The following is a 23,724-nucleotide window of genomic DNA, read 5'->3' as shown; positions in this document are numbered from 1 at the left end:
AGTCCGTGAAGCGCAACCAGGTTGATTGGAGGGGGAGTTGACGCACGAGAGCCCCGCACCGACGTGCATCGGTGCGGGGCACACGAGGCCCCAGTCGCACGGAACCACCCTGGATCTCAACCGGCGGCTCGCTCAGTGGCAGTTGACCTCAGTGGCAGTTGACGCTCTCCGCGCGGGACCGCTCCCCCTTGCCCTTCCATGCGCAGGAGTCGATGCGCGCACCCTTGGCGTTGAACAGGGTGGCGGTCTCCTTCCCGCTGTTGTTCCACACGTACGCGGCCCTGCCCTTGTACCTGTGGTTCCAGTACACATTCGCGGCGGTGTCGCGTCCGCTGCCGGTACGTACGGTCACCGTCCTGCCCGCCCCGAGCGAGAGCGAACGGAAGGTGTACGTCCAGCCGTACTTGTCCCGCAGCTTGAAGTTCTTGAGCTGCACCGCGTAACGGTTCGCGTTGTGGATCTGCACCCACTCGGCGTTGCGGCTGCCGTTGGAACCGTTGTCCGAGCCGGCCCCGTTGTACTGGATCCACCCCAGGTGGACGCCCCCTTGATGCCGGGGCGCCGCCTCGGCCGGAACCACCGTGCACGCCAGCAGACCCACCACTCCGACGGCCACCGGTACGGCCATCCGTCTGCCGTTCCCACCGAACATAAAACCCCCCAGACCTGGTCACCACACCATGTGGATCGCCGAAGCATATGGCACCGTCAACTCCCCCTGGAGGGCGGTTGGTTCAGGTGGGGTGGTGGATTTCGAGGGGGCCGTTCGGAGGGGTCCCGTCCAGTTTCTTCGCGTAGACCGCAGGACGGTAGGACCGTAAGGGGGAGAGTGCGGGCGAGGGTGACCGGCGCGGCACGTCAGGCGGGGTCCGTCGGGGCGTTGTGCAGGTCGACCAGGGTGCGGATCGCGGGGGGCAGCCAGTGTTCGGTGCGGAAGTGGGGCTGGGCGAGCCTTGCCAGTACGGCTGCGCAGGTCGGGCGGCGGGTGGGGGCGTGGTGGAGGCAGTCGGTGATGACGTCGGCGAGGGCCGGTGGGAGCGGGGAGAGGGCCGATGCCAGGGTGGTGTTGTCGGGGAAGGGGGCGGCCCCGGCGGCGTGGCAGAGGACCATGCCGTACGCGTAGAGGTCGGTGGCGGTGGTGACGGGTGCGCCGGTGAGCTGTTCCGGGGCGAGGAACCCCAGGGTGCCGAGCACGGTACTGGTGCGGGTGAGGGCGGGGCTGTCCATCGCGCGCGCGATGCCGAAGTCGATCACGCGCGGGCCTGCGGCGGAGACGATGATGTTGCTGGGTTTGAGGTCGCGGTGGATGATGCCGCAGGAGTGGATTCCGGCGAGGGCCTCGGCCACACCCCGTGCCAGGGTGAACAGGGTGCGCGGGGGCATCGGGCCGTGCAGACGCAGTACGTCATTGAGCGACGGGCCGGGTATGTACTCGGTGACCAGCCACGGATGCGCCGCCTCCGCATCCGCGTCGACCACCGCCGCCGTATGGAACCCGCCCACCCGGCGCACCGCCTCGATCTCCCGGGCGAACCGCAGCCGGAATGCCGGGTCGGCGGCGAACTCCGGGTGAATGACCTTGATGGCGACCGGCCGCTCCCCGGGCGACCGGCCGAGAAAGACCGTCCCCATCCCCCCTTCGCCCAACCTGGCCAGCAGCGGATAGCGACCGATGCGCCGGGGGTCGTCCGCCCGTAGTGGCTGGTGGGTGGGGCGCGCGGTGGGCAGGGTGAGATGCGCGGTGGGGTGCGTGGCCGGAGGTACGGGTGGGACGTGCGCCGGTGGTGCGTAGTTCATGCGCGGGTTCGGCCGGGGCGTCCGGGACCGGCGAATGGTGAGGATCACGAGCGCGACCAGCCCCACGAGCAACATCAGGAAGAACGCTGAAGTGGTGATACTCACGTGAGCCTCCCACCGCCGGGCACCCTGGCACTGCTGCCTGGTGCATCCATCTCGGATTCTCCCAGAACTACCGTGCAATAGGGGTAGTTGGGAGCGCACCGCACACCGGGGACGACGGGGCGAAGGGTGAAGCGCGGGGTGGGCGGCCCACACAGGATTCGGGGCGCGAGCCGCCCCCTTTGCCTCTACTATCCGGCAGTAATGATCACTTCCCTGCCCGTTCCCTGCCCAACAACCCACAGGAGACCGCGCACATGACCGCATCCACGCCCGCACCCGAGCCCGTCAAGGGCCCCGCCAGCTACTTCCCCTCCATCGAGAAGAAGTACGGCCGCCCCATCGCGGAATGGAAGGACCTCATCCGCAGCTCCCTCCTCACCAGGCACTCGGAACTCGTCACCTGGCTCAAGACCGAGCACGGCCTGGGCCACGGCCACGCCAATGCCCTGGTGGCCCACACCCTGGCCGAGGACGCCGGGAAGTAGACGGCCGAGGGTGCCGCACCACGTCGTGGTGCGGCCCCCTCGGTGGGATCAAGGCCGTGAGGTCAAGGGACCAGGCCTTGCGGTGCAGCGCGAAGGCGGTGCAGGGCCCGAAGGCGGTGCAGGGCGAAGGTGGTGCAGGGCGAGGCGCTGCCTCTCAGCGGCCCGCCTTGCGCTTGTTCCATACGTCGAAGCCGACGGCGGCGAGCAGGACCAGGCCCTTGATGACCTGCTGATAGTCGGTGCCGATGCCGACCAGGGACATGCCGTTGTTGAGGACGCCGAGGACCAGGCCGCCGATGACGGCGCCCATGACGGTGCCGACGCCGCCGCTCATGGAGGCGCCGCCGATGAAGGCCGCGGCGATGGCTTCGAGCTCGAAGTTGAGACCGGCCTGGGGGGTGCCCGCGTTGAGCCGGGCCGCGTAGATGCAGCCTGCCAGCGCGGCCAGGACGCCCATGTTGACGAAGACCAGGAAGGTGACGCGCTTGTCCTTGACGCCGGAGAGCTTGGCGGCCGCCTTGTTGCCGCCGAGGGCGTAGACGTGCCGGCCGATGACGGCGTGGCGCATCACGTAGCCGAGGGCGAGCAGCAGCGCGCACATGATCAGCATCACGACGGGGACGCCGTGGAAGCTGGCCAGGGTGAGGGTGAAGGCGATGACGGCAGCCGAGATCGCCACGCACTTGGTGATCCACAGGCCCCGCGGCGGGACGTCCAGCTCGTAGGCCAACTGCCGCTTGCGGTCCCGGAATTCGCGGAGGAGCAGGAAGGTGAGGGCGACCAGACCGAGGAAGAGGGTGGGGTTGTGGTACTGGGTGTACGGGCCCATCTCCGGGATGAAGCCCTTGGCGATGTTCTGGAAGCCCTCGGGGAAGGGGGCGAGGGACTGGCCCTCCAGAACGATCTGGGTCAGGCCTCGGAAGGCGAGCATTCCGGCGAGGGTGACGATGAACGAGGGGATGCCGACATAGGCGATGAAGAAGCCCTGCCAGGCGCCGGCGACCGCGCCGATGAGGAGGGAGAGGACGAGGGCCAGGACCCAGGGCATGTCGTGTTTGACCATCATCACGGCGGACATCGCGCCGACGAAGGCGACCAGTGAGCCGACGGAGAGGTCGATGTGCCCGGCGATGATCACGATCATCATGCCGATGGCCAGGATGAGGATGTAGCCGTTCTGCTGGATCAGGTTGGAGACGTTGTTGGGCAGGAGCAGCGTGCCGTCGGTCCAGATCTGGAAGAGGACGACGATGAAGAGCAGGGCGACGAGCATGCCGTACTGGCGGGTGTGGGAGCGCACGCTGTCGAGGAGTACGGCGGCTGCCGAGCGCGGCGCGGAGGGGGGTTCCTCGGCGGACTGCGGCGGGGGCGCTGTGGTGGAAGTGGTCATGGGGTGGGGCCTCGGCTTCTGGTCAGGGTCAGGGGCAGGCAGGGGTGGCGAGTGCGTCGGGGGCCGTGGACGAGCTGCCGGGTTCAGAGCCTCGTCATGAGGCGCATCAGGGATTCCTGGGTCGCGTCCGCGCGGGCGACCTCGCCGGTCAGCCGGCCCTCGGCCATGGTGTAGATGCGGTCGCACATGCCGAGGAGTTCGGGCAGCTCGGAGGAGATGAAGACAACTGCCTTGCCCTGGGCGGCCAGTTGGTCGATGACCGTGTAGATCTCGAACTTGGCGCCGACGTCGATCCCGCGCGTCGGCTCGTCGAGGACGAGGACCTGCGGGTCGGCGTGGATCCAGCGGCTGAGGACGACCTTCTGCTGGTTGCCGCCGGAGAGGCGGCCGACCTGCTCGTAGACGGTGGGGGCCTTGATGTTCATGGTGTCGCGGTAGCGCTCGGCGACCTTGCGCTCGTGGTGCTCGTCGACGACGCCGTTGCGGCGCATCCCGGGGAGGGAGGCGAGGGAGATGTTGCGGTTGATGTTGTCGATGAGGTTGAGGCCGTACTGCTTGCGGTCCTCGGTGACGTACGCCAGTCCGGCCGCGATCGCCGCCGGTACGGTGCCGGTGTTCGCCGGGGCGCCGTCCAGTTCGACGCTTCCGGAGACGTAACTCCCGTAACTCCGACCGAAGACGGACATCGCCAGCTCGGTGCGGCCGGCGCCCATCAGGCCGGCGATGCCGACGATCTCGCCGCGGCGGACGGTGAGCGAGACGTCGTCGACGACCTTGCGCTGGTGGTCGACGGGGTGGCGGACGGTCCAGTTCTTGACGCTCAGGGCGGTGCGGCCCGCGTCGTCGCCCTCGTAGGGGGTGCGGTCGGGGAAGCGGTGGTCGAGGTCGCGGCCGACCATCGAGCGGATGATGCTGTCCTCGGACAACTCGGGTTCGGACGACGGTGTGTGACGGACCGTCAGGGTGTCGATGGTGCGGCCGTCGCGCAGCACGGTCACCGTGTCGGCGATCTGTCGGATCTCGTTGAGCTTGTGCGAGATGATGATGCAGGCGATGTTCTGGTCGCGGAGTTCGATGATCAGGTCGAGGAGCTTGGCGCTGTCCTCGTCGTTGAGGGCGGCGGTCGGCTCGTCGAGGATGAGGAGCTTGACCTCCTTGGCGAGGGCCTTGGCGATCTCCACGAGCTGCTGCTTGCCGACGCCGATGTCGGAGACCGGGGTCTGCGGCTTCTCGCGCAGCCCGACCCGCTTGAGCAGGGTGCCCGCCCTGCGCAGGGTCTCGTTCCAGTCGATGAACCCCCGCTTGGAGCCGGTCTGTTCGTTGCCGAGGAAGATGTTCTCGGCGAGGGAGAGGTAGGGGACCAGCGCCAGTTCCTGATGGATGATGACGATGCCGTGGCGCTCGCTGGCGCGGATGTCCTTGAAGGCGACGGGTTGGCCCTCGAAGCGGATCTCGCCGTCGTAGGAGCCGTGCGGATGGACCCCGCTGAGGACCTTCATCAGGGTGGACTTGCCCGCGCCGTTCTCGCCGCAGATGGCGTGGATCTCGCCGGGGCGGACGGTGAGGTTGACCTCACAGAGGGCGGTGACGCCCGGGAAGGTCTTGGTGATGCCGTGCATTTCCAGAACCGCGTCCGACGCGGCGGGTGCGGCGCTCACTTGAGCTGCCCCGCCGTGAAGTACCCCTCGTCGATGAGGAGCTGGGTGTTGGACTTGTCGACGCTCACCGGCTTGAGCAGGAAGGAGGGGACGGTCTTCTTGCCGTTGTTGTAGTCGGTGGTGTTGTTGACCTGCGGCTTCTTGCCGTTGAGTACGGCGTCTCCCATCGCCACCGCCTGCGCGGCCAGCTTGCGGGTGTCCTTGAAGACGGTCATGGTCTGCTCGCCGCCGATGATGGACTTCACCGACGCCAGCTCCGCGTCCTGCCCGGTCACCACGGGCAGCGGCTGGCCGCCCTTGGTGCCGTAACCGGCGCTCTTGAGGGCGGAGATGATGCCGATGGAGATGCCGTCGTACGGCGAGAGCACCGCGTCCACTCGCTGGTCGCCGTAGTTCTTGCTGATCAGGTCGTCCATCCGCTTCTGCGCGGTGCCGCCGTCCCAGCGCAGGGTGGTGGCCTGGTTGAGCTGGGTCTGCTTGCTGCGGACGTTGAGCTGCCCGGTCGCCAGATAGGGCCCCAGCACCTTCATGGCGCCGTTCCAGAAGTACTTGGTGTTGTTGTCGTCGGGAGATCCCGCGAAGAGCTCGATGGAGTGCTTCTCGCCGGAGTCCTCGGACGGCTCGCCCAGCTTCAGCTTGTCGACGATGTACTGGCCCTCCAGCTCGCCGACGCGCTCGTTGTCGAACGAGGCGTAGTAGTCGACGTTCGCCGTGCCCAGGATCAGCCGGTCGTAGCTGATCACCGGGATGCCCGCGTCGTGCGCGCGCTTGAGGACCTCGGTGAGCGCGGAGCCGTCGATCGCGGCGACCACCAGCAGCTTGCGCCCCTTGGTGATCATGTTCTCGATCTGCGCGATCTGGTTCTCGACCTTGTCGTCGCCGTACTGGAGGTCGGTCTGGTAGCCGGCCTTCTGGAACTGCTTGGCCATGTTCTGGCCGTCGGCTATCCAGCGCTCGGACGACTTGGTGGGCATCGCAAGACCGATGGTGCCGCCCTTGCCGGTGTCCGCCTTGTAGCGGCTGCCACCCCTGGCCTCCTGGCCGCAGGCGGCGAGGGAGGTCAGGAGCAGCAGGGTGACGGCTGCGGTGGCGAGGCGTGTGGGGCGGCTGCGGAGGGTGGGGGGAGTGGGGGGTGCGAGGGGGGTGCCGGGTGTGCCGGGGGTGCGCTTTCGCACGGGTCAGAGTCCTTCCGGTGCGGATGTGTCCGCGGCGGGGGTGGCCGCGGAGGTGGTGGGGAAGCGGCGGAGTTCCCCCGGGTGCCTGGCGCCCAGCGGCGACATTCCGCCGTCCGCGCCGTGCCGGGCCAGCAGATCCAGTACGAGACGGCCGCGGCGGACCCGCTCGCGGGCAGTGGCCAGGGCGGTCTCGCGCAGCTGGGCGCCGTACGGGTAGATCCCCGGCGAGCGGCTCAGCCCGAACTTCAGATACAGCGGGGCGCCGCGCCGGATCAGCTCGGCCGCCTCGTACATCCGGATGTAGCCGCCGAGGTCGTCCGGCGCCTCGACGTACATGTCCATGGGCGCCCGGCTGACCCGGCGGATCTCGGTGAGGTGGTCGAGGGTCAGGTCGGAGGGGACGTTGAGGGAGTCCGCGCCGAGGCGTTCGTAGACCTCGTACGAGGCGGGGTTCACCGGCCCGGTGAGCGCGGAGAGCTTGAGCGTGGTGTCGGCGGGCAGCAGCCCGGCCACCCGCATCCGGTGCAGCGTCCACAGCACGCCCTCGTCGGCGACGAGCAGGCAGCGCACCCCCAACCCCGTTGCGCGCAGGGCGTCTTCGACGCACCCGGCGAGTGCGTCGTGGCCACGGGCGCGCAGCCCGGCGCCGCCGGAGTCGCTGCGGGTGGAGCCGCCGATGTCCCAGGTGCCGCGCGGCCCGGTGAACAGGCACAGCTCGATCTCGCGGGCAGCGCAGGCCTCCACCATCTCGGTGATCTCGTCGTCCCGGAGCATCCAGATGCCGCTGCCCTGGCTGATCCGGTGGACGGGCACGTCCAGCTGCGCGCTCTCCTTCAGTACGACGGCCAGCGCCTCCGGACCCTCCACGGAAGGGATTTCGGTGCGCCAGGTGCCGCCGTCGGGGAAGGAGTGCGCGGAGGTGTCCGCGAGGTCGGTGGCGGGGAAGTCGTGGCCGATACGGGCGAGGGCGTCTGCGCCGGGGCGGCGGGGGACAGGTTTCTGCCGGGGTGTGGTGCTCTGCCGGGGCGTACTGCTCTGCTGAGGCGTACTGCTCTGCTGGGGCATGGTGCCCTGCTTTCGATGTTCGAGATTTCGGATGATGGTCGGGAGGATGGGTGTCAGCGACCGGGTACGGGTGTCGCAAGGGGCACACCGCAGGACCCCGGGCTACGGACGCAGCAGCACCTTCCCCACCCCCGGATCGCCCCCGCCCACCAGCGCGATCGCCTCCGCGAACCGCTCCAGCGGCAACTCGTGGGTGATCAGCGGCGCCGGGTCCAGCAGCCCGAGCCCGAAGGCCCGCACCGCGTCCGACCAGGCCGAGGACGGCGCCCCGAAGACGCTCCTGATCTCCAGCTGGCTCAGCGACAGATGCACCGGATCGATGCCCACCGCACCCGGCGTGAACATCCCGGTCAGCACCACCCGCCCGCCCCGCCGCGCCAGCAGGCACGAGGAGGCGGCCGTGCTCGGCGCCCCGGCCGTCTCCAGCACCAGGTCGAAGCTGCCGTACGCGTCCTTGGCCGCCTCCGGCGTGAGCGCGTCCACCGCGCCGAAGAGCTTCGCCTGCGCACCGCGCGCCGCACGCGGATCGATCACCGTCAGCCCGGCGGGCGAGGAGGCGGCGAGCAGCTGTACGGCGAGCAGCCCGAGCGTCCCCGCCCCGACCACCGCCACCCGCTCACCGGGGCGCGGACGCCCGGTCCGCACGGCGGCCGCGATCACGGCTGCGGGCTCCAGGAGGGCAGCAGCGGCAAGGTTGGCATCGTTGTCAAGGAGGTGCAGCAGACGGGCCGGGACGGTGAGATGGTCGGCGAAGGCGCCCGGCTCGGTGAAGCCGGTCTCCGCGTATCCGCCCTCGCACAGGCTGGTCTCGCCGCACCGGCAGCGCGCGCACGTCCCGCACGCCCGGAAGCCCTCGGCGACCGTACGCCGCCCGACCAGCCCCGGGTCCACACCCGCGCCGACCGCCTCGACCGTGCCGGACCACTCGTGGCCCGGCACGACGGGGTAGCGGACGAAGCCCGCGTCGCGACGGCCGTCGTACACCTCGCGGTCGCTCATGCAGATCCCGGCGGCGGCCACCCGGACGAGCACCTCGCCGGGGCCGGGGCCGGCCGGTTCCCGCTCGATCAGCCGGTGCCGGCCGGGGGCGTCGATGACGAGGGAGCGGCTCACTTCGGTGCCCTCTTCTCCCAGCCCTCGGCCCACAGGTCGAACCGCGCCTGCTGCTGCGGGAATTCGGCCGCCGCGTCCACATCCAGCTCCACGCCCAGGCCCGGCGCGTGCGAGATCTCGAAGCAGCCGGTCTCCGGGTCGACCTGCGGGGCGCCCTTGACCACCTTCTTGATCTCCGCGTCGGCGAAGTCGTTGAAGTGCTCCAGGATCTTGAAGTTCGGTGTGCAGGCGGCGAGTTGGAGGGAGGCGGCGGTCAGCACGGAGCCGCCCACGTTGTGCGGGGCGACCAGCGTGTAGTGCGTCTCGGCGGTGGCGGCCAGCTTCCGGGTCTCCAGGATGCCGCCGATGTGGCCGAGGTCGGGCTGGATGATGTCGGCGGCCTGCGACTCGAAGAGTTCGCGGAACTCGATCCGGTCGTGGATCCGCTCGCCGGTCGCGATCGGGATGTCGACCTTGCCGGCCACCTTCTCCAGGGCCTTCAGGTTCTCCGGCGGAACCGGCTCCTCCAGCCAGGCGGGCTTGAAGGGGGCCAGTTCCCTGGCCAGCCGTACCGCCGTCGAGGGGCTGAACCGGCCGTGCATCTCCAGCATCAGCTCGGTGTCCGGGCCGATCGCGTCGCGCACCGCCTCGATCAGCGAGACCGCGTAACGGCTCTGCTCGGCGTCGAGCTCGAAGTGCCCGGTCCCGAACGGGTCGATCTTCAGGGCCCGGTAGCCGCGCTCCATGACCGCCGCCGCGGCCTTGTGGTATGCCTCCGGGGTGCGCTCGGTGGTGTACCAGCCGTTCGCGTACGCCTTGACGCGGTCGGTCACCTTCCCGCCGAGCAGTTGCCAGACCGGCACGCCCAGCGCCTTGCCCTTGATGTCCCAGCAGGCCATCTCGACGACCGCGATGCCGGACATGACGATCTCGCCGGCCCGCCCGTAGTCGCCGTACTTCATGCGGCGGACGAGGTCCTCGGTGTTGAAGGGGTCGGAGCCGACGATGTGGTTGGCCGCGGCCTCGGCGAGGTATCCCGTGAGTGCGTCGGTGTGCCCGAGCATGCGTGTTTCGCCGACACCGGTGAGGCCCTCATCGGTGTGGACCAGGACATAGGTGAGATTCCGCCAGGGCGTTCCGACGATATGGGTGGTGATTCCCGTGATGCGCACGGCAGTTGCTCCTCGATCGAGCTCGTTCGATATTTCGTCACGTGTTCGAAATGTGGGCGTGACGGTAGTCAGCAGGTCCGGAGGGTGTCAATGGGTCTGGCGCGCATCGGAGTTCGGCGGCTGATCATCACGGAAGGCGTTGCTCACGTGGGCGGGCCGAGGCTAATCTGTGTTCGTCATACCGATCGGTGACCGGAATTTCGAACAGCAGGCGCGCAGAGGGGTGGGTGGTCGGCATGGGACGTCAGGTTCCCGCAGTGACCAGGGCACTGGACATACTCGAACTGTTCCTGGAGGGCGACGGCACGCTCTCCGCGCCGGACATCACCCGCAAGCTCGGGCTTCCCCGCACCACCGTGCACGAACTCGTCACCACACTCGCCGCCCGCAACTACCTGTCGGCCGTCCCCGAGCAGCCCGGACGCTACCAACTGGGTCTGCGCAACTACCAGTTGGGAAGCCGCTACGCCGAGGAGCTGGACCTCGCCGCCGAGGGGCGGCGGGTCGCCGTCGAGGTCGCGCAGACCTGCGACGAGACCGTCCACGTCGCCGTCCTGGAGGGCGCCGACGTCATCTACATCGCCAAGGTCGACTCCACGCACGCCGTCCGGATGGTCTCCGCCGCAGGCCGCAGACTCCCCGCGCACTGCACCTCCGTCGGCAAGATGCTGCTGGCCTCCCTCCCGGAGGGTGAGCTCAACGCCCGTATCGCCGGCCTCGAACTCACCGCGATGACCCCTCACAGCATCACCGACCCGGAGGCCCTGCGCGTCGTCCTCGGCACCATCCGGGCGCGCGGCATCGCCGTCGAGCACCGGGAGTCCAACCCGGACGTCAGCTGTGTCGCCGCTCCGGTGCGCGACAGCTCTGGCCGGGTCGTCGCCGCACTGTCGGTGTCCGTGCCGATGAGCCGGTGGAGCGACGAACGGGAGGAGCAACTGGGGGAGCTGGCGGCCAAGGGAGCGGCGGACCTGTCGCTGCGCCTGGGGTACCGGGGAGGCGCACGGTGAAGGTGGCGGCGGAGGCGAAGGTGCGACCGCCGGTGAAGACGCGGGCAAAGGGCCCGGCGGTCGAGATCGCCGTACGGGAGCGGGCCGCGCTCGGCGAAGGCCCCACCTGGGACGCGGCCGGGCGACGCCTGATCTGGGTGGACATCCTGGCCTCCCGCATCCACACCTACGCCCCGGAATCCGGCCGCCGCACCGTCATGGCCACCGAACAGCACATCGGCGCGGCGAAACCACGCGCGGGCGGCGGGATGGTGGTCAACCTCCGCGACGGTGTGGCCACTTACGACGCCGACGGTTCGAACTTCCGCTGGCTGCACCACGACCCGACGCCCGGCCGACGCGGCAACGACGCCGCCGTCGCCCCCGACGGCTCGCTCTGGGCGGGCACGATGCGCTACGACGAAGCGCCGGGCGGCGGCAACCTGACCCGGATATCCGCCGACGGCCGGGCCGTGCCCCTCTTCCCGTCCGTCGCGGTCAGCAACGGCACCGGCTGGAGCCCCGACGGCTCGCTGGTCTACTACGTGGACAGCCCCACCCGACGTATCGACGTATGCGCGACGGACGGCCAACTGCCCGGCGATCGGCGTACGTTCGTCGAGGTCGAAGCCGGAGCGGGGTTCCCCGACGGACTCACCGTCGACGCCGAGGGCTGTGTCTGGGTCGCCCTCTGGGACGGCGGCCAGATCCGCCGCTACACCCCCGCCGGAGCCCTCGACCGCACGATCACGCTGCCCGTGACCCGCCCCACCGCGTGCGCCTTCGGCGGCCCGGGACTGCGCGACCTGTACGTCACCACCGCCCGCACCGGACTCGACCGGCCGCACCCGTTCGCGGGCTCACTGCTGGTACTGGCGGACGCCGGACAGGGGCTGCCCGTCCCACCGTTCGCGGGGTGAAGGACCGGGCTCGCGGGGCGGGGGACGAGGCCGCCGCCTCGGAGTTCCACGAGTTCTTCGAGCGCCACTACGACGAACTCGCCCGACTGGCACACCTGTTGAGCGGTGAGCCGGACGCCGCCGACGACCTGGCCGCCGATGCGCTGCTGGCCGTATGGCACCGCTGGGACCGGGTCCGCGGCGCCGACCACCCGGCCGCGTACGCGCGCGGCATCCTCGCCAACCTGGTGCGCGGCCGCATCCGCAGCGCCGTCCGCGAACGCCGCAGGATGGCCCTCTTCGGGGCACGGCACACCGAACGCGTGGAGGCCCCCGACATCACCGTCGTGGTCGACGTCCGGGAGGCGCTGCGCCGGCTGCCGTTCCGCAAACGCACCTGTGTGGTCCTGCGGCACGCCTTCGACCTGTCCGAACAGGACACCGCCCGCGCCCTCGGGATCTCCGTGGGTACCGTGAAGAGTCAGACCTCCAAGGGAATGGCACAGCTGGAGCGACTGCTCGGCGACCGGGCCGTGGCGGAGCTCGCCGGAGGGGAGAAGTAGCCGCCATGGGCAAGACCGAGGGCGAGTGCGGCGGCGGAGGCGAGGGGCGCCTGCGGGCCGAGCTGCGAGGGGCCGCCGCGTCCCACCGGCCCGACCGTGCCCGCATCCTCGGGCGCGTCGAGCGCGGTATGGCGCAGGGGACAGGTCCGGACACCGGGGTGCGGGGATCCGTGCCGGGCGGTGCGGGTGCGTCTGCCGTAGGGGGCTCTCGGGGGCGGCGCGCCTCCTGGCCCCGTATCGCCGTGGTCACGGCCGCCGTGACGGGCGTCCTGGTCGCGGGCGGGTACGGCGTGTCCGGTCTGCTGCACGACGACTCCCGGGTACATACCGCCACCACACCGCCGCCGGCCACCTCCACCACGGACGCCGCATCGCCCACCGCCCCGCTGCCCGCCGCCCCGCCGCCGACCGCCTCGCCGCCCTCCGTCCCGCCGCCCGGCGGCACCCGTACCCGCGACGGCCGGCTCTGGAGCGACGGCTCGGTCGATCCGCACAGCAACGACGTCTGGGCGCAGAGCAACGTCACCTTCAAGACCGGCACCCCCCTCACCGCGCTCACCGTCGAACTCCGGATCGCCCGCACCCCGGGCCTGGCGGAACCGGCGGGCTGGACGACCCTGCCCAAGGAGGACGTCACCTTCTCGGTGCGGGAGGAACGGGGTGAGTTCGTCTACCGGTGGACGCTCAGGCCCGGCCGTACCGTGCCCGTGGGTGAGCACCGGACCGCCGGGCAGTACGTCCACGCGAAGGGCGGCCGGGACGCGGGCGGCGACCGCTACTCGGTGACCACGACGGCCGTGGGCGGTCAGGAGGCCGAGGTACGGGGGGATTTCTACCCGGCCCGCTGAAGCGCCCCCTGAGCACTCCGCGGCAGGCCCTTTCGAGGCCCGGAAAATAGTTCCGGTCCGGCGGCAACCCTTTTCCCGGCGGCGGCAACCAGAGAGCGACGACCGGCAGAAGCCGGGCCCGTCCCCCCACCGTCGACGAACGGACCCCCCGGATGACTCCACGAGACCGTACGACCCCGCACGCCCCCACGCACGAGCAGCCGCGTTCGCACCGCCGGCGCACCGCCCGCCGGCGTTCCCTCATCGCCCTCACCGGCGTCGCCGCACTGGCCGCGGGCACCCTCGTCACCACCGGCCTGCTTCCCTCCGCCGACGCGGCGAAGGCCCCCGCCCCGTCCGCCGTCCCGGCGAAGGCCGTCCCGGCGGCGGCCAAGGCCCCGGCCGCCTGGCCGACCCCGACAGGCAGCAAGCCCGTCGCCGCCACGGTCAAGGTCTCCGGCACGTACGACGGCGGCCTGAAGCGGCACTTCGGCAGCGGAGACCTCGGTGACGGAGGCCAGGACGAGGGCCAGGCCCCGCTCTTCGAGCTCGCGGACGGCGCGGTCCTCAAGAACGTCGTCCTCGGTTCCCCGGCCGCCGACGGCGTGCACTGCCTCGGCAGCTGCACCCTGCAGAACGTCTGGTGGGAGGACGTCGGCGAGGACGCCGCCAGCTTCAAGGGCAAGTCGCGGACGCCGTCTACAAGGTGTACGGCGGCGGCGCCCGCAAGGCGTCCGACAAGGTCTTCCAGTTCAACGGTGCGGGCAAACTGGCCGTCTCCAAGTTCCAGGTGGCCGACTTCGGCAAGCTGGTCCGCTCCTGCGGCAACTGCAAGACCCAGTACCGGCGCACCATCCTGGTCAACGACATCGACGCGACGGTCCCCGCCAACTCGCTGATCGGCATCAACACCAACTACGGCGACACCGCCTCGCTGCGCAACGTCCGCATCCACGGCGACGGCAAGCAGAAGGTCAAGCCGTGCGTCCGCTTCACCGGCAACAACACCGGCAAGGAGCCCGTCCAGACGGGCAGCGGCCCGGACGGCACCCACTGCCGCTACCAGCCCTCGGACGTGAGCTACCAGTAGAGCCGCGGGTGACCGCCGCACCATGAAAGGGCCCCCGCCGGTGACTTCCTCGCCGGCGGGGGCCCTTTGCGCGTGCGCGTCCGGGTGTGTGCCCGGGCGGGGTCAGCCCTCCCTGCGGCCGTCCACCACCCTCGGCAGCCCCAGCGGGTTGTCCTCGCGCAGCTCGGGCGGCAGCAGGGCCTCGGGGGTGTTCTGGTACGCGACCGGGCGCAGCCAGCGCTCGGCAGCGGTCAGGCCCACCGAGGTGGACGTGGAGGTGGTGGCCGGGTAGGGGCCGCCGTGGTGCTGGGCGGGGGCGACGGCGACGCCGGTGGGCCAGGCGTTGACCAGGACGCGACCGGCCAGGGGGGTGAGACGGGCGAGGAGGCCTGCCGCGCTGCCGGACTCGGCCTCCTCGGAGGAGATGTGCAGGGTGGCGGTGAGGTTGCCGGGCAGGCGGTCCAGGACCGCTTCCGCCTCCGTCACGTCCTCGTACCGTACGACGACGGTGACCGGGCCGAAGCACTCCTCCAGGAGGAGGTCGTGGGCGGTGCCGTCCGGGTCGGTGAGCCTGCTCGCGGGGAGGGTGAGGACACCGGTGGCGACGGAGTGGGCGTCACCCGGGCCCGGGGTCACCGGGGTTTCCACGTCGGGGAGTTCGGCGCGTTCGGCGACTCCGGCGATGAAGTTGTCGCGCATCCGGTGGTCCAGCAGGACGCCGGGCGCGACGTCCGCGAGGGACTGGGTGAGGGACTTCAGGAGCCCGTCGCCGGATGCGCCCGCGGGGACCAGGACCAGCCCCGGCTTCACACAGAACTGGCCGACGCCCATCGTCATCGAGCCCGCGAGCCCGGCGCCGATCTCCTCGGCACGCTCGGTGGCCGCGGCGCCGGTCACCAGGACCGGGTTGAGCGAGCCCAGTTCGCCGTGGAAGGGGATCGGGGTGGGGCGGGCCGCCGCCGCGTCGAAGAGGGCGCGTCCGCCGCGTACCGAACCGGTGAAACCGGCGGCGGCGACCAGCGGGTGGCGGACCAGCGCGAGGCCCGCGTCGAAGCCGTGGACCAGGGCGGCGACGCCCTCGGGGAGGCCGTGCTGGGCGGCGGCCCGGTGCAGTACGGCGACGGTGGCCTCGGAGGTGGCCGGGTGGTCCGGGTGGGCCTTGACCACCACCGGGCAGCCCGCGGCCAGTGCGCTCGCGGTGTCGCCGCCCGCGACGGAGAAGGCGAAGGGGAAGTTGGAGGCCGAGTAGACGGCGACGACACCCAGCGGGACCTTGAGGCGGCGCAGGTCGGGGACCGGGGGAGTGGCCGTGGCGTCGGGGTGGCTGATGATGATGTCGAGGAAGGCGCCCTCGTCGACGGAGTCGGCGAAGCACCGCAACTGGTAGCAGGTGCGCGTGAGTTCACCGTTCAGGCGGGCCGCGCCGAGGGCCGTCTCGGCGTCCGCGAGGGGGACGAGTTCGTCGCGTGCCGCATCGAGGAGGTCTGCGGCGGTACGCAGGAAGGCGGACCGGACGGCTCGGTCGGTGAGCGCACCGCGTGCGGCGTGGGCGGCGCGGACCGCCGCGTCGACGGACGCGTCGGTGGCCTCCACCGCGGCCTGCTCGCGCTGCTCGCCGGTACGGGGGTCGACGCTCCACACGGGTATTGCTGACACCGGGGCTCCTGTCCTGGTTGTGCGCTCGAAGGAGGGTGTTCGAAATGTCGAACTGCGTTCACTATGTCGGATGTTCACGGCAGATTAGGCACGCGCCGGAAGGCCGGTCAAGGGTCGCCGGTGGTGCCGCCTCCGCCCAGTCCCGCGCGCCGCCCTGTCCCGCCGCCCTACCCCGCGCGCTCCGACTTCTCCGCCGCGGCCAGCAGCACCTCCACCAGCTCCTGCGGGCGGGAGAGCATCGGCCAGTGCCCGGTGTTCATCTCCACCAGCTCCCAGCGCTCGCTCGTCAGCAGCTCCACCACGTCCTCGCTCGGCTCGGGCCAGTCCATCAGGCACTTGAGGTACGTCGCCGGAAGCTCACCCAAGGGGCGTTCAAGCACCGCCGGTTCGGTCAACGAGGCCCCCGGGTGCGGAGTCGCGCCGGCCAGGAAGCGCGCGAGCTGCTCCTCGCTCAGATCCTGGTCCGCGATGTCGGACGCGGGCGGCGGCGGCCAGAATCCCGCGTTCTCCGCGAGTGCCTTCACCATCGGCTCCCGGCGCGGGTCCGGTGCCGCCCGGACGAACGCCTGCCCGTCCGTCGGCACATTGGAATCCACGAACACCAACCGGGCCAGCCGCTCCCCGATCCGCTCGGCCGCCTGCCCCACCGGAATCCCCGAGTAACTGTGCCCGACCAGTACCACGTCCCGCAGATCGAGCCGCTCGATCTCCCCGACGATGTCCCGCACATGCTGCTGCTGCCCGATCGACGCGCCCCCTTGCGCGTCGCGCCTGTCCGCGAGGCCGGACAACGTCACCGCATGCGCCCCGTGCCCGGCGGACCGCAGCCCGGTCACCACCTCGTCCCACACCCAGGAACCGAGCCACGCGCCTGCCACCAGTACGAATTGGGTCATGGGGGAGACGGTAGCGGAGAGGTCTGACAATGCCGCCGCGCAAGCGGGCAACCGGAGGATCGTGCAAGGGTGTTCGCCATGAGGATCACACCCGGAGGGAGCCCGGTCCCACGCGCGCGCGACGCCGAACGCCCCACGTCAGGGTGGCTGGTCGGACTTCCACCGGCTCACCCTCGCCACCAAGTGCGCGGGCCTCGACGGCACCCGGGCCAGGACGGCTTCCGTTTCACCTACTACGACGACCCCGACGGCGCGACCTCCTTCGCCGAGCGCAATGTGCTGTACGCCTACGGCACCGAGCGGCTGATCATCGGCAGGTACTGCGCGATCGCCGCCGGCACCCGGTTCCTGATGGCGGGCGCCGACCACCCGACGATGGGGGTGTCCACCTACCCCTTCACCATGTTCGGCGGCGAGTGGGCCGAGCGGACCCTCGCCCTGGTCACCGGCATGCCGAGCCGCGGCGACACGGTGATCGGCAACGACGTGTGGTTCGGAATCGGGGCAACCGTCATGCCCGGGGTCCGGATCGGTGACGGCGCCATCGTCGCGGCCGGGGCCATGGTCACCGCCGACGTACCGCCCTACACCATCGTCGGCGGCAACCCGGCGAAGCCGATCCGCCGGCGCTTCACGGACACCGGCGTCGAGCTGCTCCTGGAGGCCGCCTGGTGGCACTGGCCCGCCGAGCTGGTCACCGAGCACGCCCACACCATCATGGGCGGCTCCCCGCGGGACGTCGCGCGCATCGCCGCCGCACGGAACCCGAACTGAGCCCGCGCAAGGCTGAGTTCACCACCCCGACGTCTCCACCGAAAGGGACGACCATGAAATTCGCACTCGTGATCTTCGAGACCGACGCCTCGCGCGCCCTCATCCAGGCCGACCGGGAGGCCTACCGCAAGACGTACGAGACCTGGATAGGCGAGGTGGCCGCCGCCGGCAAGCTGGTGGGCGGCGACGCGCTGGACACCGCGGGGCAGCCGCCGGTCACCGTGCGCAAGACGGCCGACGGTGCGCCGGCGGTCACCGAAGGACCGGTGCACGCCGGTGCCGAGACCCTCGGTGGCTGGTTCCTGCTGGAGGTGGCGGACCGGGCCGAAGCCGTCGAGCTGGCCCGTGGCTTCCCGACCCCGGAGGCGATCGAGATCCGCCCGGTCCTCGAATCCGCCTGAGGCCTGGGGCCTGGGGCGGGAGGGTCCGCCCGCTTCCTCAGGTCCTCAGGTTCCTCAGGTCCTCAGGGCAGAGGCGCGAACGGGCCGTCCAGCGCTGCCCATTGGAGCAGCATGATGGTCTTCGCATCCGCGATCTCGCCCGTCCTGATGCGGTGCAGGGCCTCGGTGAAGGGGAGTTCCAGAACAGTGATGTCCTCGCCCTCGGCGGCCACCCCGCCACCCTCCGAGGTGGCGGGGTGGCCGCCGTACGGGGCGGCGAAGAAGTGCAGGCGCTCGGTGACCGAGCCGGGGCTCATATAGACCTCGAAGACACGCTGCGGGGTGCCGACCGTGTGGCCGGTCTCCTCGGCGGCCTCGCGGCGGATCGCCTCTTCGGGGCTGTGGCCGTCGAGCAGGCCGGCGGCGGTTTCGACGAGCATGCCGTCCGGGTGGCCGTTGACGTACGCGGGCAGCCGGAACTGCCGGGTGAGCAGCACGGTCGCGCGCTCGGGGTTGTACAGCAGGATGGTCGCGCCGTCGCCCCGGTCGTACGTCTCGCGCTGCTCGCGGCTCCAACTCCCGTCACTGTGGCGGAAGTCGAAGGTGGTCCTGCGCAGTACGTACCAGTCGCAGGACAGCACCTCCACGTCGCGGACGCGGACGTCGGGGTTGCCGGTCAGGTCGCGGCCGTGGCTGTCCAGGCCGGTGCGTCCACGCCGGTCGGGGAGGTCCAGTCCGGGAGTGCCGACGGCGTTCATGAGGCGGCCGGGATCTCGTCGAGGCCGGTGAAGACCGCCGCGCCCCGGGAGCGGGCCTGCGCGACCATGAGGTCCGCGCCCTCGGAGGGGCCGCCGATCCGCAGTACGGCGTCGCAGCGGGCCAGGAGCCGCTGGGCGACCGGGTGGAAGATCTCGTCGTAGAGGTCGTCGCCGGGACCGGCGCTGCCCGCCGTTTCCAGCAGGGGCAGCGCCAACGCCTCGCCGGTGACCGGAAGATGACCGGCCCGGTAGAGGGTGAGCGCGGTCTCGTTCATGGCGGTGACGTTGGCGTGGAGCTTTGCCGGGTCGTCGCCGGTACCGGATCTGTAGGGTCCGGCGACGAGGATCATCAGGCTTGGCATGTGCTCAGTTCCTTTGTACGAGGGGGGAGTTGACGGGGAGACCCAGGGGGAGGCCTATACGAGGAGCGTGCGCACTCCCGCGTCCCGCAGCGCCGCGAGCGTCTCGGGCCCGTGCGGGTGGGTGCCCGCGTCCTCGGCGGCGGTGTCGGTGACGAAGGTGTCCACCGCGCCCGGTGCCGCGACCCGGCTGAAGGAGCGCACCCCGAGCTTGGTCGCGTCCGCGACCGCCACCGTGCGCGCCGACTGCGCCAGGCCTGCCTGTTTGACCGCCGCGTCGTCCAGTGAGAACTCCGACCAGCCGTGCTCCCCGTGCACCCCGCCGATCGACATGACGAAGCAGTCGAACGCGAGGGCTTCGAGGGTACGGAGCGCCAGCGGCCCCACCAGCGAACGCTCACCGGGACGGGACCGCCCGCCCACCACCAGCAACTCGATGCCGGGCCGGTCGGCGAGCCGTACCGCCGCCTGAACGCTGAGCACCGCCACGGTCAGCGGGGCCCGCGCCGCCAGGTGCCCGGCGACGTGCACGGTCGTGGTGCCCGCGTCCAGCAGCACCCGCGACCCCGGTTCGATCAGCTCGGCGACCGCCTCGCCGAGGCGGTCCTTGGTGGCGGACTGCCACGGCTCCCGGGCGGCGAACCCGGCGCCGTCCTCGCGCGCCCGGGCGGCGACCGCGCCACCGTGCACCCTCTTCACCAGGCCCTGGCGCTCCAGTTCCGCCAGGTCGCGGCGGACGGTCATGTCGGAGACCCCCAGCCGGTGCGCGAGCTCGGACACGGAAACCCGGTCGGGGCTGCTCTGCACCAGGCGCAGGGTCAGGTCGAGACGATTGGCTACTCCCATGCCCCATTTCTAACATATCTCTGTTCGAGTGAACATCTGAGTGTGCGATCCTCGCCGACCGGCTTATTAGTCTATTTAGACTGTTAGAGTTCGGCCATGCCACGTAGAGCCCTGGACAACCCGATCGTCCTCGCCGTGCTCGGCCTGCTCGTCGAGCAACCCATGCACCCGTACCACATGCTGTCCGAGCTGCGGAAGCGCAGCGACAGCCACGCGGCGGCGATGACCCGTGGCACCCTCTACAACACCGTCGCCGCGATGACCGGGGCCGGATGGGTGGCCGCCGAGGGGCAGGAGCGCGCGGGCAACCGCCCCGAGCGGACCGTGTACGGACTCACCCCGGCGGGGCGCACGGAGCTGGTGCGCCGGCTCGACTCCCACATCCGTAACCCCGAGCGGGAGTTCTCCGCGTTCCTCGGCGCCGTCTCCTACCTCGGCGCCCTCGGCCCCGACGGCGCGATCGCGGCCCTCGCCGAGCGCGGCGAGCGCCTCCGGCGGCGTACCGAAGACGACGAGAAGCGTCTCGCGGACGCCCTCGCGGGAGGGGTGCCCCGGCTGTACGTCATCGAGGCCGAGTACGCCCTGGGCCAGGCCCGCGCGGAACTCGCCTGGATCGGGTCGGTCGCCGACGACATCCGCACCGGAGCACTGCCCTGGCCCGCCACCACCGCACCGGCCGACACCGCCACAGCGCCCGGCACCACCGCACCGGCAGAGCGGACAGAGAAGAAGGAGACCAAGGCGTGACGACGACATCCGGCGCGGGACTGCTCTTCGGCATCTACCCCGGCGGGGTCACCGGTGACGACGCCGGAGGCCTGGCCGGTGGACCGCCCGACGACCCGGCCCGGGTCACCGAAGCGCTGAACCGGTTGCAGGGCCGCCCCGGCCACCCCTTCCTGGTGCGCGCGTACGTCGGCTTCGACGACACCACCCCGCCCGACGGGCCGCACCCGACCGCGACCCCGGCCGACGCGGCACAGTACGCGGTCGAAGGGCGCCGCCTGGACCTGGTGGCCCAGTACCGGTCGGCCGCCGGGAACGTAGCCGGCTACTGCGCCTTCCTGCGCCAACTCATCACCCAGTACGGCGAGTTCATGGACACCCTCCAAGTGACGGAAGAGCCCAACGTCACTGGCAACCCCACCCTCGACGGGCACTACCCCCGGGTCCTGGAAGCGATCGTCCAGGGGGTCGCGGCAGCCAGGTCACACGCCCGCGAACTCGGCCTCACTCACCTGCGCGTCGGCTTCAACACCACGGTCCTCTTCGGCCCGGCCACCGCTTTCGCCACCGAACTGACCACCCTCGGCGGCCCCGGCTTCATCACGCAACTCGACTACGTGGGGCTGGACTTCTTCCCCGACGTCTTCCACCCCGTACCCCCCGCCGACCTCGCGTCCGGCATCGAAGGACTCCTCCGCCACCACCGTGACGCCGTGCTCGCCCCGGCCGGTCTGGGCCACCTCCCCCTGCACCTCACCGAACACGGCTGGCCCACCGGCCCCGACCGCACCCCGGACCGCCAGGCCGAGGTCGTCGGCACCGTGGTCAACACGGTCGCGGCGCACGCCGAGGAACTCAACCTGAGCGGCTACACCCACTTCGCCCTGCGCGACGCCGACAGCGCCAACCCCGGCCTCTTCCACCAGTTCGGCCTCACCACCGACGACTACACCCCCAAGCCCGCCTTCGAGACCTTGCGTGCGCTCGTCCAACAGCATGTGACGTGAGGTGGGTTGAGGTGTGCGAGATCAGTCCCCCCGCAGGTCGCACCACCGTTCCCTCTCCTCGTGCTACTTCCCGATCCCCGCGGTCATGCCTTCCACGATGCGCCTCCCCAGCCACAGGTACAACACGATCATCGGGTATACCAAGATCGTGATGCCCGCGAAGAGGGCACCCCAGTCGGAGCTGTACTGCATGCTGCCGTAGAGGCTCAACAGGGCCGCGGGCAGAGTCCGTTCCTCCGGGAGCGGGGTGATGAGGAGGGCGAGGAGGGTCTCGTTCCAGAGGCCGATCACATTGAGGACCAGGACCGTGGTCATGGCGGGCTTGGCGATCGGCAGGATCACCTGGACGAAGGCGCGCAGCGGGCCCGCGCCGTCGAGTTCGGCGGCTTCCTCGATCTCGCGCGGCAGCGAGCGCAGATAGCCCGTCAGGACGAAGACCGTGAAGGGGAGGGAGAGGACGACCTGGAAGACGAGCAGGGTGATCCGGTTGTCCCACCAGCCCGTCACCCAGTCGATCATGAAGCTGCTCACCGAGAGCTTGATGACGACGATCGGGATGATGACGGTCTGCAGCGGAATGCTCATGCCCATCGCGAAGTACCCGGTCAGCGGGCCTGCCACCCGCCGGGTCGAGCGGGCCAGGACGTACGCGGCGGGGGCGGCCAGACCCACGATCAGCAGGGAGCCGGCCAGGGTGAGGAGGGTGCTGGTGAGCGCGGCGGAGGAGAAGCCGGCCGCCTTCCACGCCGTGGAGTAGTTGCTCCACTGCGGGCTGTCCGGTAGCCCGAAGGGGGAGAGCCAGACCTCGCCCGACTCCTTCAGCGACTGCACGCCGATCCAGCCGACCAGGGCGAGATTGAAGGCGACCCAGGCCCAGAGGGCGAGCGAAGTGGCCCCGGGGACGAGACGGTCGCCGAACAGCCGGCGGGGCGCCCAGACGGACGTACCCCTGGCACCGCCGGTACCTTCACCCCCACTCGTACCTCCGCCACCACCCGTACTCCTGCCCCCACTGCTTTCCACGGTTTCCGTACTCACGACAGCTCCACTTGCTCACGACGGGTGATACGACGGGTCAGCCACACCAGCACCGCCGTCACGATCAGCACGAACACGCCCATCGCAGCCCCCGAACCCAGCTCCGGCGCCCCGCCGTTGTTGGTCACCGACAGGAACTGCTGCACCGCCACCGTCCGCGCCTGGAGCGGCGGGCTGCCCGGGGTGCCCGCCGTGGTGAAGGCGATCACGATCTCGAACACCTTCAGACTGTTGACCACCCACAGCACCGCGCACACCGCGAAGACATCCCAGGTCAGCGGCAGGGTGATATAGCGGAACTGCTCCCACTTGGTCGCGCCGATCAGCTTCGCGTCCTCGTAGAGGTACGGCGGAATGGAGTCCGCCGCCGACATCATCAGCGCCACATAGAAGCCCGTGCTGGACCAGACGAGACCGCCGATCACGCACCGGAACACCATGTCCGGGCCGAGCCACGGCTGCGGATCCAGACCCAGCCAGCCGAAGACTGAGTTGACCGCGCCGCCCGGGTTGAGCAGGAAGCCGATGGCCGCGCCCACCGCGATCAGCGAAATGATCATGGGGAGGAAGACCACCGAGCGGATGAACCCCCGGCCCTTCGCCTGCCGCAGCACCACCATCGACAGGAAGGTGAAGCCGAAGACCGCGACCCCGCCCGCCAGCGCCAGCACGAAGGTGTTGACGAAGGAGGTGCGGAAGGCGTCGTTGTTGAGCAGCGCGGTGTAGTTCGCCGCCCCCTTCCACTCCATCTCGGAGCCCGGACCCGCCCACTTGTTGAGGCTCACCCAGAAGCCGTAGAGCGCGGGCAGCACGAAGAGCAGGCTGTAGCCGAGCAGGGCGGGGAGCAGGAAGGGCCAGAAGGCGCGCTCGCGGGCGGGCCGGAGCGTGCCCTTCCTCTTCTTGTACGGGCTCTTCCCGTACGGGTCACCGGGTGCGGCCCCGGATGCCGGGCCCGCCTGCCCCCTCACCCCGGGGGCGAGTGTGCTGTTCCCCATCGC

The 23,724-nt window shown here is 70.7% G+C and carries 24 protein-coding genes and 1 pseudogene; 10 read left to right on the top strand and 15 right to left on the bottom strand.

Annotated elements, in window-relative coordinates; translation table 11 throughout:
* Positions 1-148: 148 nt before the first annotated feature.
* The gene (locus ACIA73_RS02385; RefSeq protein WP_399436354.1) at positions 149-628 is read right to left on the bottom strand and encodes a lamin tail domain-containing protein; all 480 of its coding nucleotides are present in this window, start codon (positions 626-628) and stop codon (positions 149-151) included.
* A 230-nt stretch (positions 629-858) separates the two neighbouring features.
* Positions 859-1,902 (bottom strand): serine/threonine-protein kinase, encoded by a 1,044-nt coding sequence (locus ACIA73_RS02380; protein ID WP_399436352.1) that lies wholly within the window; start codon positions 1,900-1,902, stop codon positions 859-861.
* Positions 1,903-2,156: 254 nt separating this feature from the next.
* Between ACIA73_RS02380 and ACIA73_RS02375 the strand changes: the two genes are divergently transcribed.
* Positions 2,157-2,387 carry a DUF4287 domain-containing protein gene (locus ACIA73_RS02375; protein ID WP_399436351.1) on the top strand — a complete coding sequence of 77 codons (231 nt, stop codon included), beginning with the start codon at positions 2,157-2,159 and terminating at the stop codon, positions 2,385-2,387.
* Between the two features lie 154 nt (positions 2,388-2,541).
* On the opposite strand, the gene mmsB is transcribed toward ACIA73_RS02375, so the two are convergent.
* From mmsB to ACIA73_RS02345, 6 genes are all read right to left on the bottom strand, one after another.
* Complete coding sequence (gene mmsB, locus ACIA73_RS02370; protein WP_399436350.1) at positions 2,542-3,777, bottom strand: multiple monosaccharide ABC transporter permease; 1,236 nt, start codon at positions 3,775-3,777, stop codon at positions 2,542-2,544.
* Positions 3,778-3,860: 83 nt separating this feature from the next.
* On the bottom strand, positions 3,861-5,396 hold the full coding sequence (gene mmsA, locus ACIA73_RS02365) for a multiple monosaccharide ABC transporter ATP-binding protein (RefSeq protein WP_399436747.1): 1,536 nt from the start codon (positions 5,394-5,396) through the stop codon (positions 3,861-3,863).
* A 35-nt stretch (positions 5,397-5,431) separates the two neighbouring features.
* On the bottom strand, positions 5,432-6,508 hold the full coding sequence (chvE, locus tag ACIA73_RS02360) for a multiple monosaccharide ABC transporter substrate-binding protein (protein ID WP_399436746.1): 1,077 nt from the start codon (positions 6,506-6,508) through the stop codon (positions 5,432-5,434).
* 105 nt (positions 6,509-6,613) lie between these two features.
* The gene (locus ACIA73_RS02355; protein ID WP_399436349.1) at positions 6,614-7,675 is read right to left on the bottom strand and encodes a hypothetical protein; all 1,062 of its coding nucleotides are present in this window, start codon (positions 7,673-7,675) and stop codon (positions 6,614-6,616) included.
* A gap of 102 nt (positions 7,676-7,777) precedes the next feature.
* The gene (locus ACIA73_RS02350; RefSeq protein WP_399436348.1) at positions 7,778-8,788 is read right to left on the bottom strand and encodes a zinc-binding dehydrogenase; all 1,011 of its coding nucleotides are present in this window, start codon (positions 8,786-8,788) and stop codon (positions 7,778-7,780) included.
* Positions 8,785-9,939 carry a mandelate racemase/muconate lactonizing enzyme family protein gene (locus tag ACIA73_RS02345; RefSeq protein ID WP_399436347.1) on the bottom strand — a complete coding sequence of 385 codons (1,155 nt, stop codon included), beginning with the start codon at positions 9,937-9,939 and terminating at the stop codon, positions 8,785-8,787. The genes ACIA73_RS02350 and ACIA73_RS02345 overlap by 4 nt, the downstream gene beginning before the upstream one ends.
* A 236-nt stretch (positions 9,940-10,175) precedes the next feature.
* On the opposite strand from ACIA73_RS02345, the gene ACIA73_RS02340 reads away from it, so the two are divergent.
* The 5 genes and pseudogenes from ACIA73_RS02340 to ACIA73_RS02320 all read left to right on the top strand — a co-directional run bounded on the left by ACIA73_RS02340 (position 10,176) and on the right by ACIA73_RS02320 (position 14,307).
* Positions 10,176-10,949 carry an IclR family transcriptional regulator gene (locus ACIA73_RS02340; RefSeq protein ID WP_399436346.1) on the top strand — a complete coding sequence of 258 codons (774 nt, stop codon included), beginning with the start codon at positions 10,176-10,178 and terminating at the stop codon, positions 10,947-10,949.
* A gap of 32 nt (positions 10,950-10,981) precedes the next feature.
* Positions 10,982-11,848 (top strand): SMP-30/gluconolactonase/LRE family protein, encoded by an 867-nt coding sequence (locus tag ACIA73_RS02335; RefSeq protein ID WP_399436345.1) that lies wholly within the window; start codon positions 10,982-10,984, stop codon positions 11,846-11,848.
* Complete coding sequence (locus tag ACIA73_RS02330) at positions 11,845-12,390, top strand: SigE family RNA polymerase sigma factor (protein WP_399436344.1); 546 nt, start codon at positions 11,845-11,847, stop codon at positions 12,388-12,390. The genes ACIA73_RS02335 and ACIA73_RS02330 overlap by 4 nt, the downstream gene beginning before the upstream one ends.
* 5 nt (positions 12,391-12,395) lie before the next feature.
* Positions 12,396-13,238: a hypothetical protein gene (locus ACIA73_RS02325; protein WP_399436343.1), complete on the top strand. Its 843-nt coding sequence runs from the start codon at positions 12,396-12,398 to the stop codon at positions 13,236-13,238.
* Between the two features lie 152 nt (positions 13,239-13,390).
* Positions 13,391-14,307 (top strand): annotated as a pseudogene (locus tag ACIA73_RS02320) (pectate lyase).
* Positions 14,308-14,409: 102 nt separating this feature from the next.
* Here the strand turns inward: ACIA73_RS02320 and ACIA73_RS02315 are convergent.
* Positions 14,410-15,942, bottom strand: a complete 1,533-nt coding sequence (locus tag ACIA73_RS02315) for an aldehyde dehydrogenase (NADP(+)) (protein ID WP_399436342.1) — start codon at positions 15,940-15,942, stop codon at positions 14,410-14,412.
* A 167-nt stretch (positions 15,943-16,109) separates the two neighbouring features.
* Positions 16,110-16,838, bottom strand: a complete 729-nt coding sequence (locus ACIA73_RS02310) for an alpha/beta fold hydrolase (protein ID WP_399436341.1) — start codon at positions 16,836-16,838, stop codon at positions 16,110-16,112.
* Positions 16,839-17,021: 183 nt separating this feature from the next.
* Here ACIA73_RS02310 and ACIA73_RS02305 point away from each other — a divergent pair, with 183 nt between their 5' ends.
* A complete protein-coding gene (locus ACIA73_RS02305; protein ID WP_399436340.1) occupies positions 17,022-17,612 on the top strand; it encodes a CatB-related O-acetyltransferase in 591 nt (196 codons plus the stop codon).
* A 53-nt stretch (positions 17,613-17,665) separates the two neighbouring features.
* On the top strand, positions 17,666-18,013 hold the full coding sequence (locus ACIA73_RS02300; protein WP_399436339.1) for a YciI family protein: 348 nt from the start codon (positions 17,666-17,668) through the stop codon (positions 18,011-18,013).
* 62 nt (positions 18,014-18,075) lie between these two features.
* Here the strand turns inward: ACIA73_RS02300 and ACIA73_RS02295 are convergent, their stop codons facing one another.
* From ACIA73_RS02295 to ACIA73_RS02285, 3 genes are read right to left on the bottom strand one after another with little or no spacing between them, the layout of a single operon-like run.
* The gene (locus ACIA73_RS02295) at positions 18,076-18,750 is read right to left on the bottom strand and encodes an NUDIX domain-containing protein (protein WP_399436338.1); all 675 of its coding nucleotides are present in this window, start codon (positions 18,748-18,750) and stop codon (positions 18,076-18,078) included.
* Entirely contained in the window at positions 18,747-19,112 is a 366-nt protein-coding gene (locus tag ACIA73_RS02290) for a DUF4406 domain-containing protein (protein WP_399436337.1), read from the bottom strand. Before ACIA73_RS02290 ends, ACIA73_RS02295 begins: the two co-directional genes overlap by 4 nt.
* Positions 19,113-19,166: 54 nt before the next feature.
* Positions 19,167-19,955 (bottom strand): DeoR/GlpR family DNA-binding transcription regulator, encoded by a 789-nt coding sequence (locus ACIA73_RS02285; RefSeq protein WP_399436336.1) that lies wholly within the window; start codon positions 19,953-19,955, stop codon positions 19,167-19,169.
* 96 nt (positions 19,956-20,051) lie between these two features.
* Here ACIA73_RS02285 and ACIA73_RS02280 point away from each other — a divergent pair, with 96 nt between their 5' ends.
* Both ACIA73_RS02280 and ACIA73_RS02275 read left to right on the top strand, forming a co-directional pair.
* Positions 20,052-20,702 (top strand): PadR family transcriptional regulator, encoded by a 651-nt coding sequence (locus tag ACIA73_RS02280; RefSeq protein ID WP_399436335.1) that lies wholly within the window; start codon positions 20,052-20,054, stop codon positions 20,700-20,702.
* Positions 20,699-21,688: a hypothetical protein gene (locus tag ACIA73_RS02275; protein WP_399436334.1), complete on the top strand. Its 990-nt coding sequence runs from the start codon at positions 20,699-20,701 to the stop codon at positions 21,686-21,688. Before ACIA73_RS02280 ends, ACIA73_RS02275 begins: the two co-directional genes overlap by 4 nt.
* Before the next feature lie 63 nt (positions 21,689-21,751).
* On the opposite strand, the gene ACIA73_RS02270 is transcribed toward ACIA73_RS02275, so the two are convergent.
* Positions 21,752-22,726 carry a carbohydrate ABC transporter permease gene (locus tag ACIA73_RS02270; protein WP_399436333.1) on the bottom strand — a complete coding sequence of 325 codons (975 nt, stop codon included), beginning with the start codon at positions 22,724-22,726 and terminating at the stop codon, positions 21,752-21,754.
* A complete protein-coding gene (locus ACIA73_RS02265) occupies positions 22,723-23,721 on the bottom strand; it encodes a carbohydrate ABC transporter permease (protein WP_399436332.1) in 999 nt (332 codons plus the stop codon). The genes ACIA73_RS02270 and ACIA73_RS02265 overlap by 4 nt, the downstream gene beginning before the upstream one ends.
* Positions 23,722-23,724 lie beyond the last annotated feature (3 nt).

Source organism: Streptomyces sp. NPDC051561, assembly GCF_044454195.1.
Classification (GTDB): Bacteria; Actinomycetota; Actinomycetes; order Streptomycetales; family Streptomycetaceae; genus Streptomyces.
This window is presented reverse-complemented; position numbering and strand designations above follow the sequence as displayed.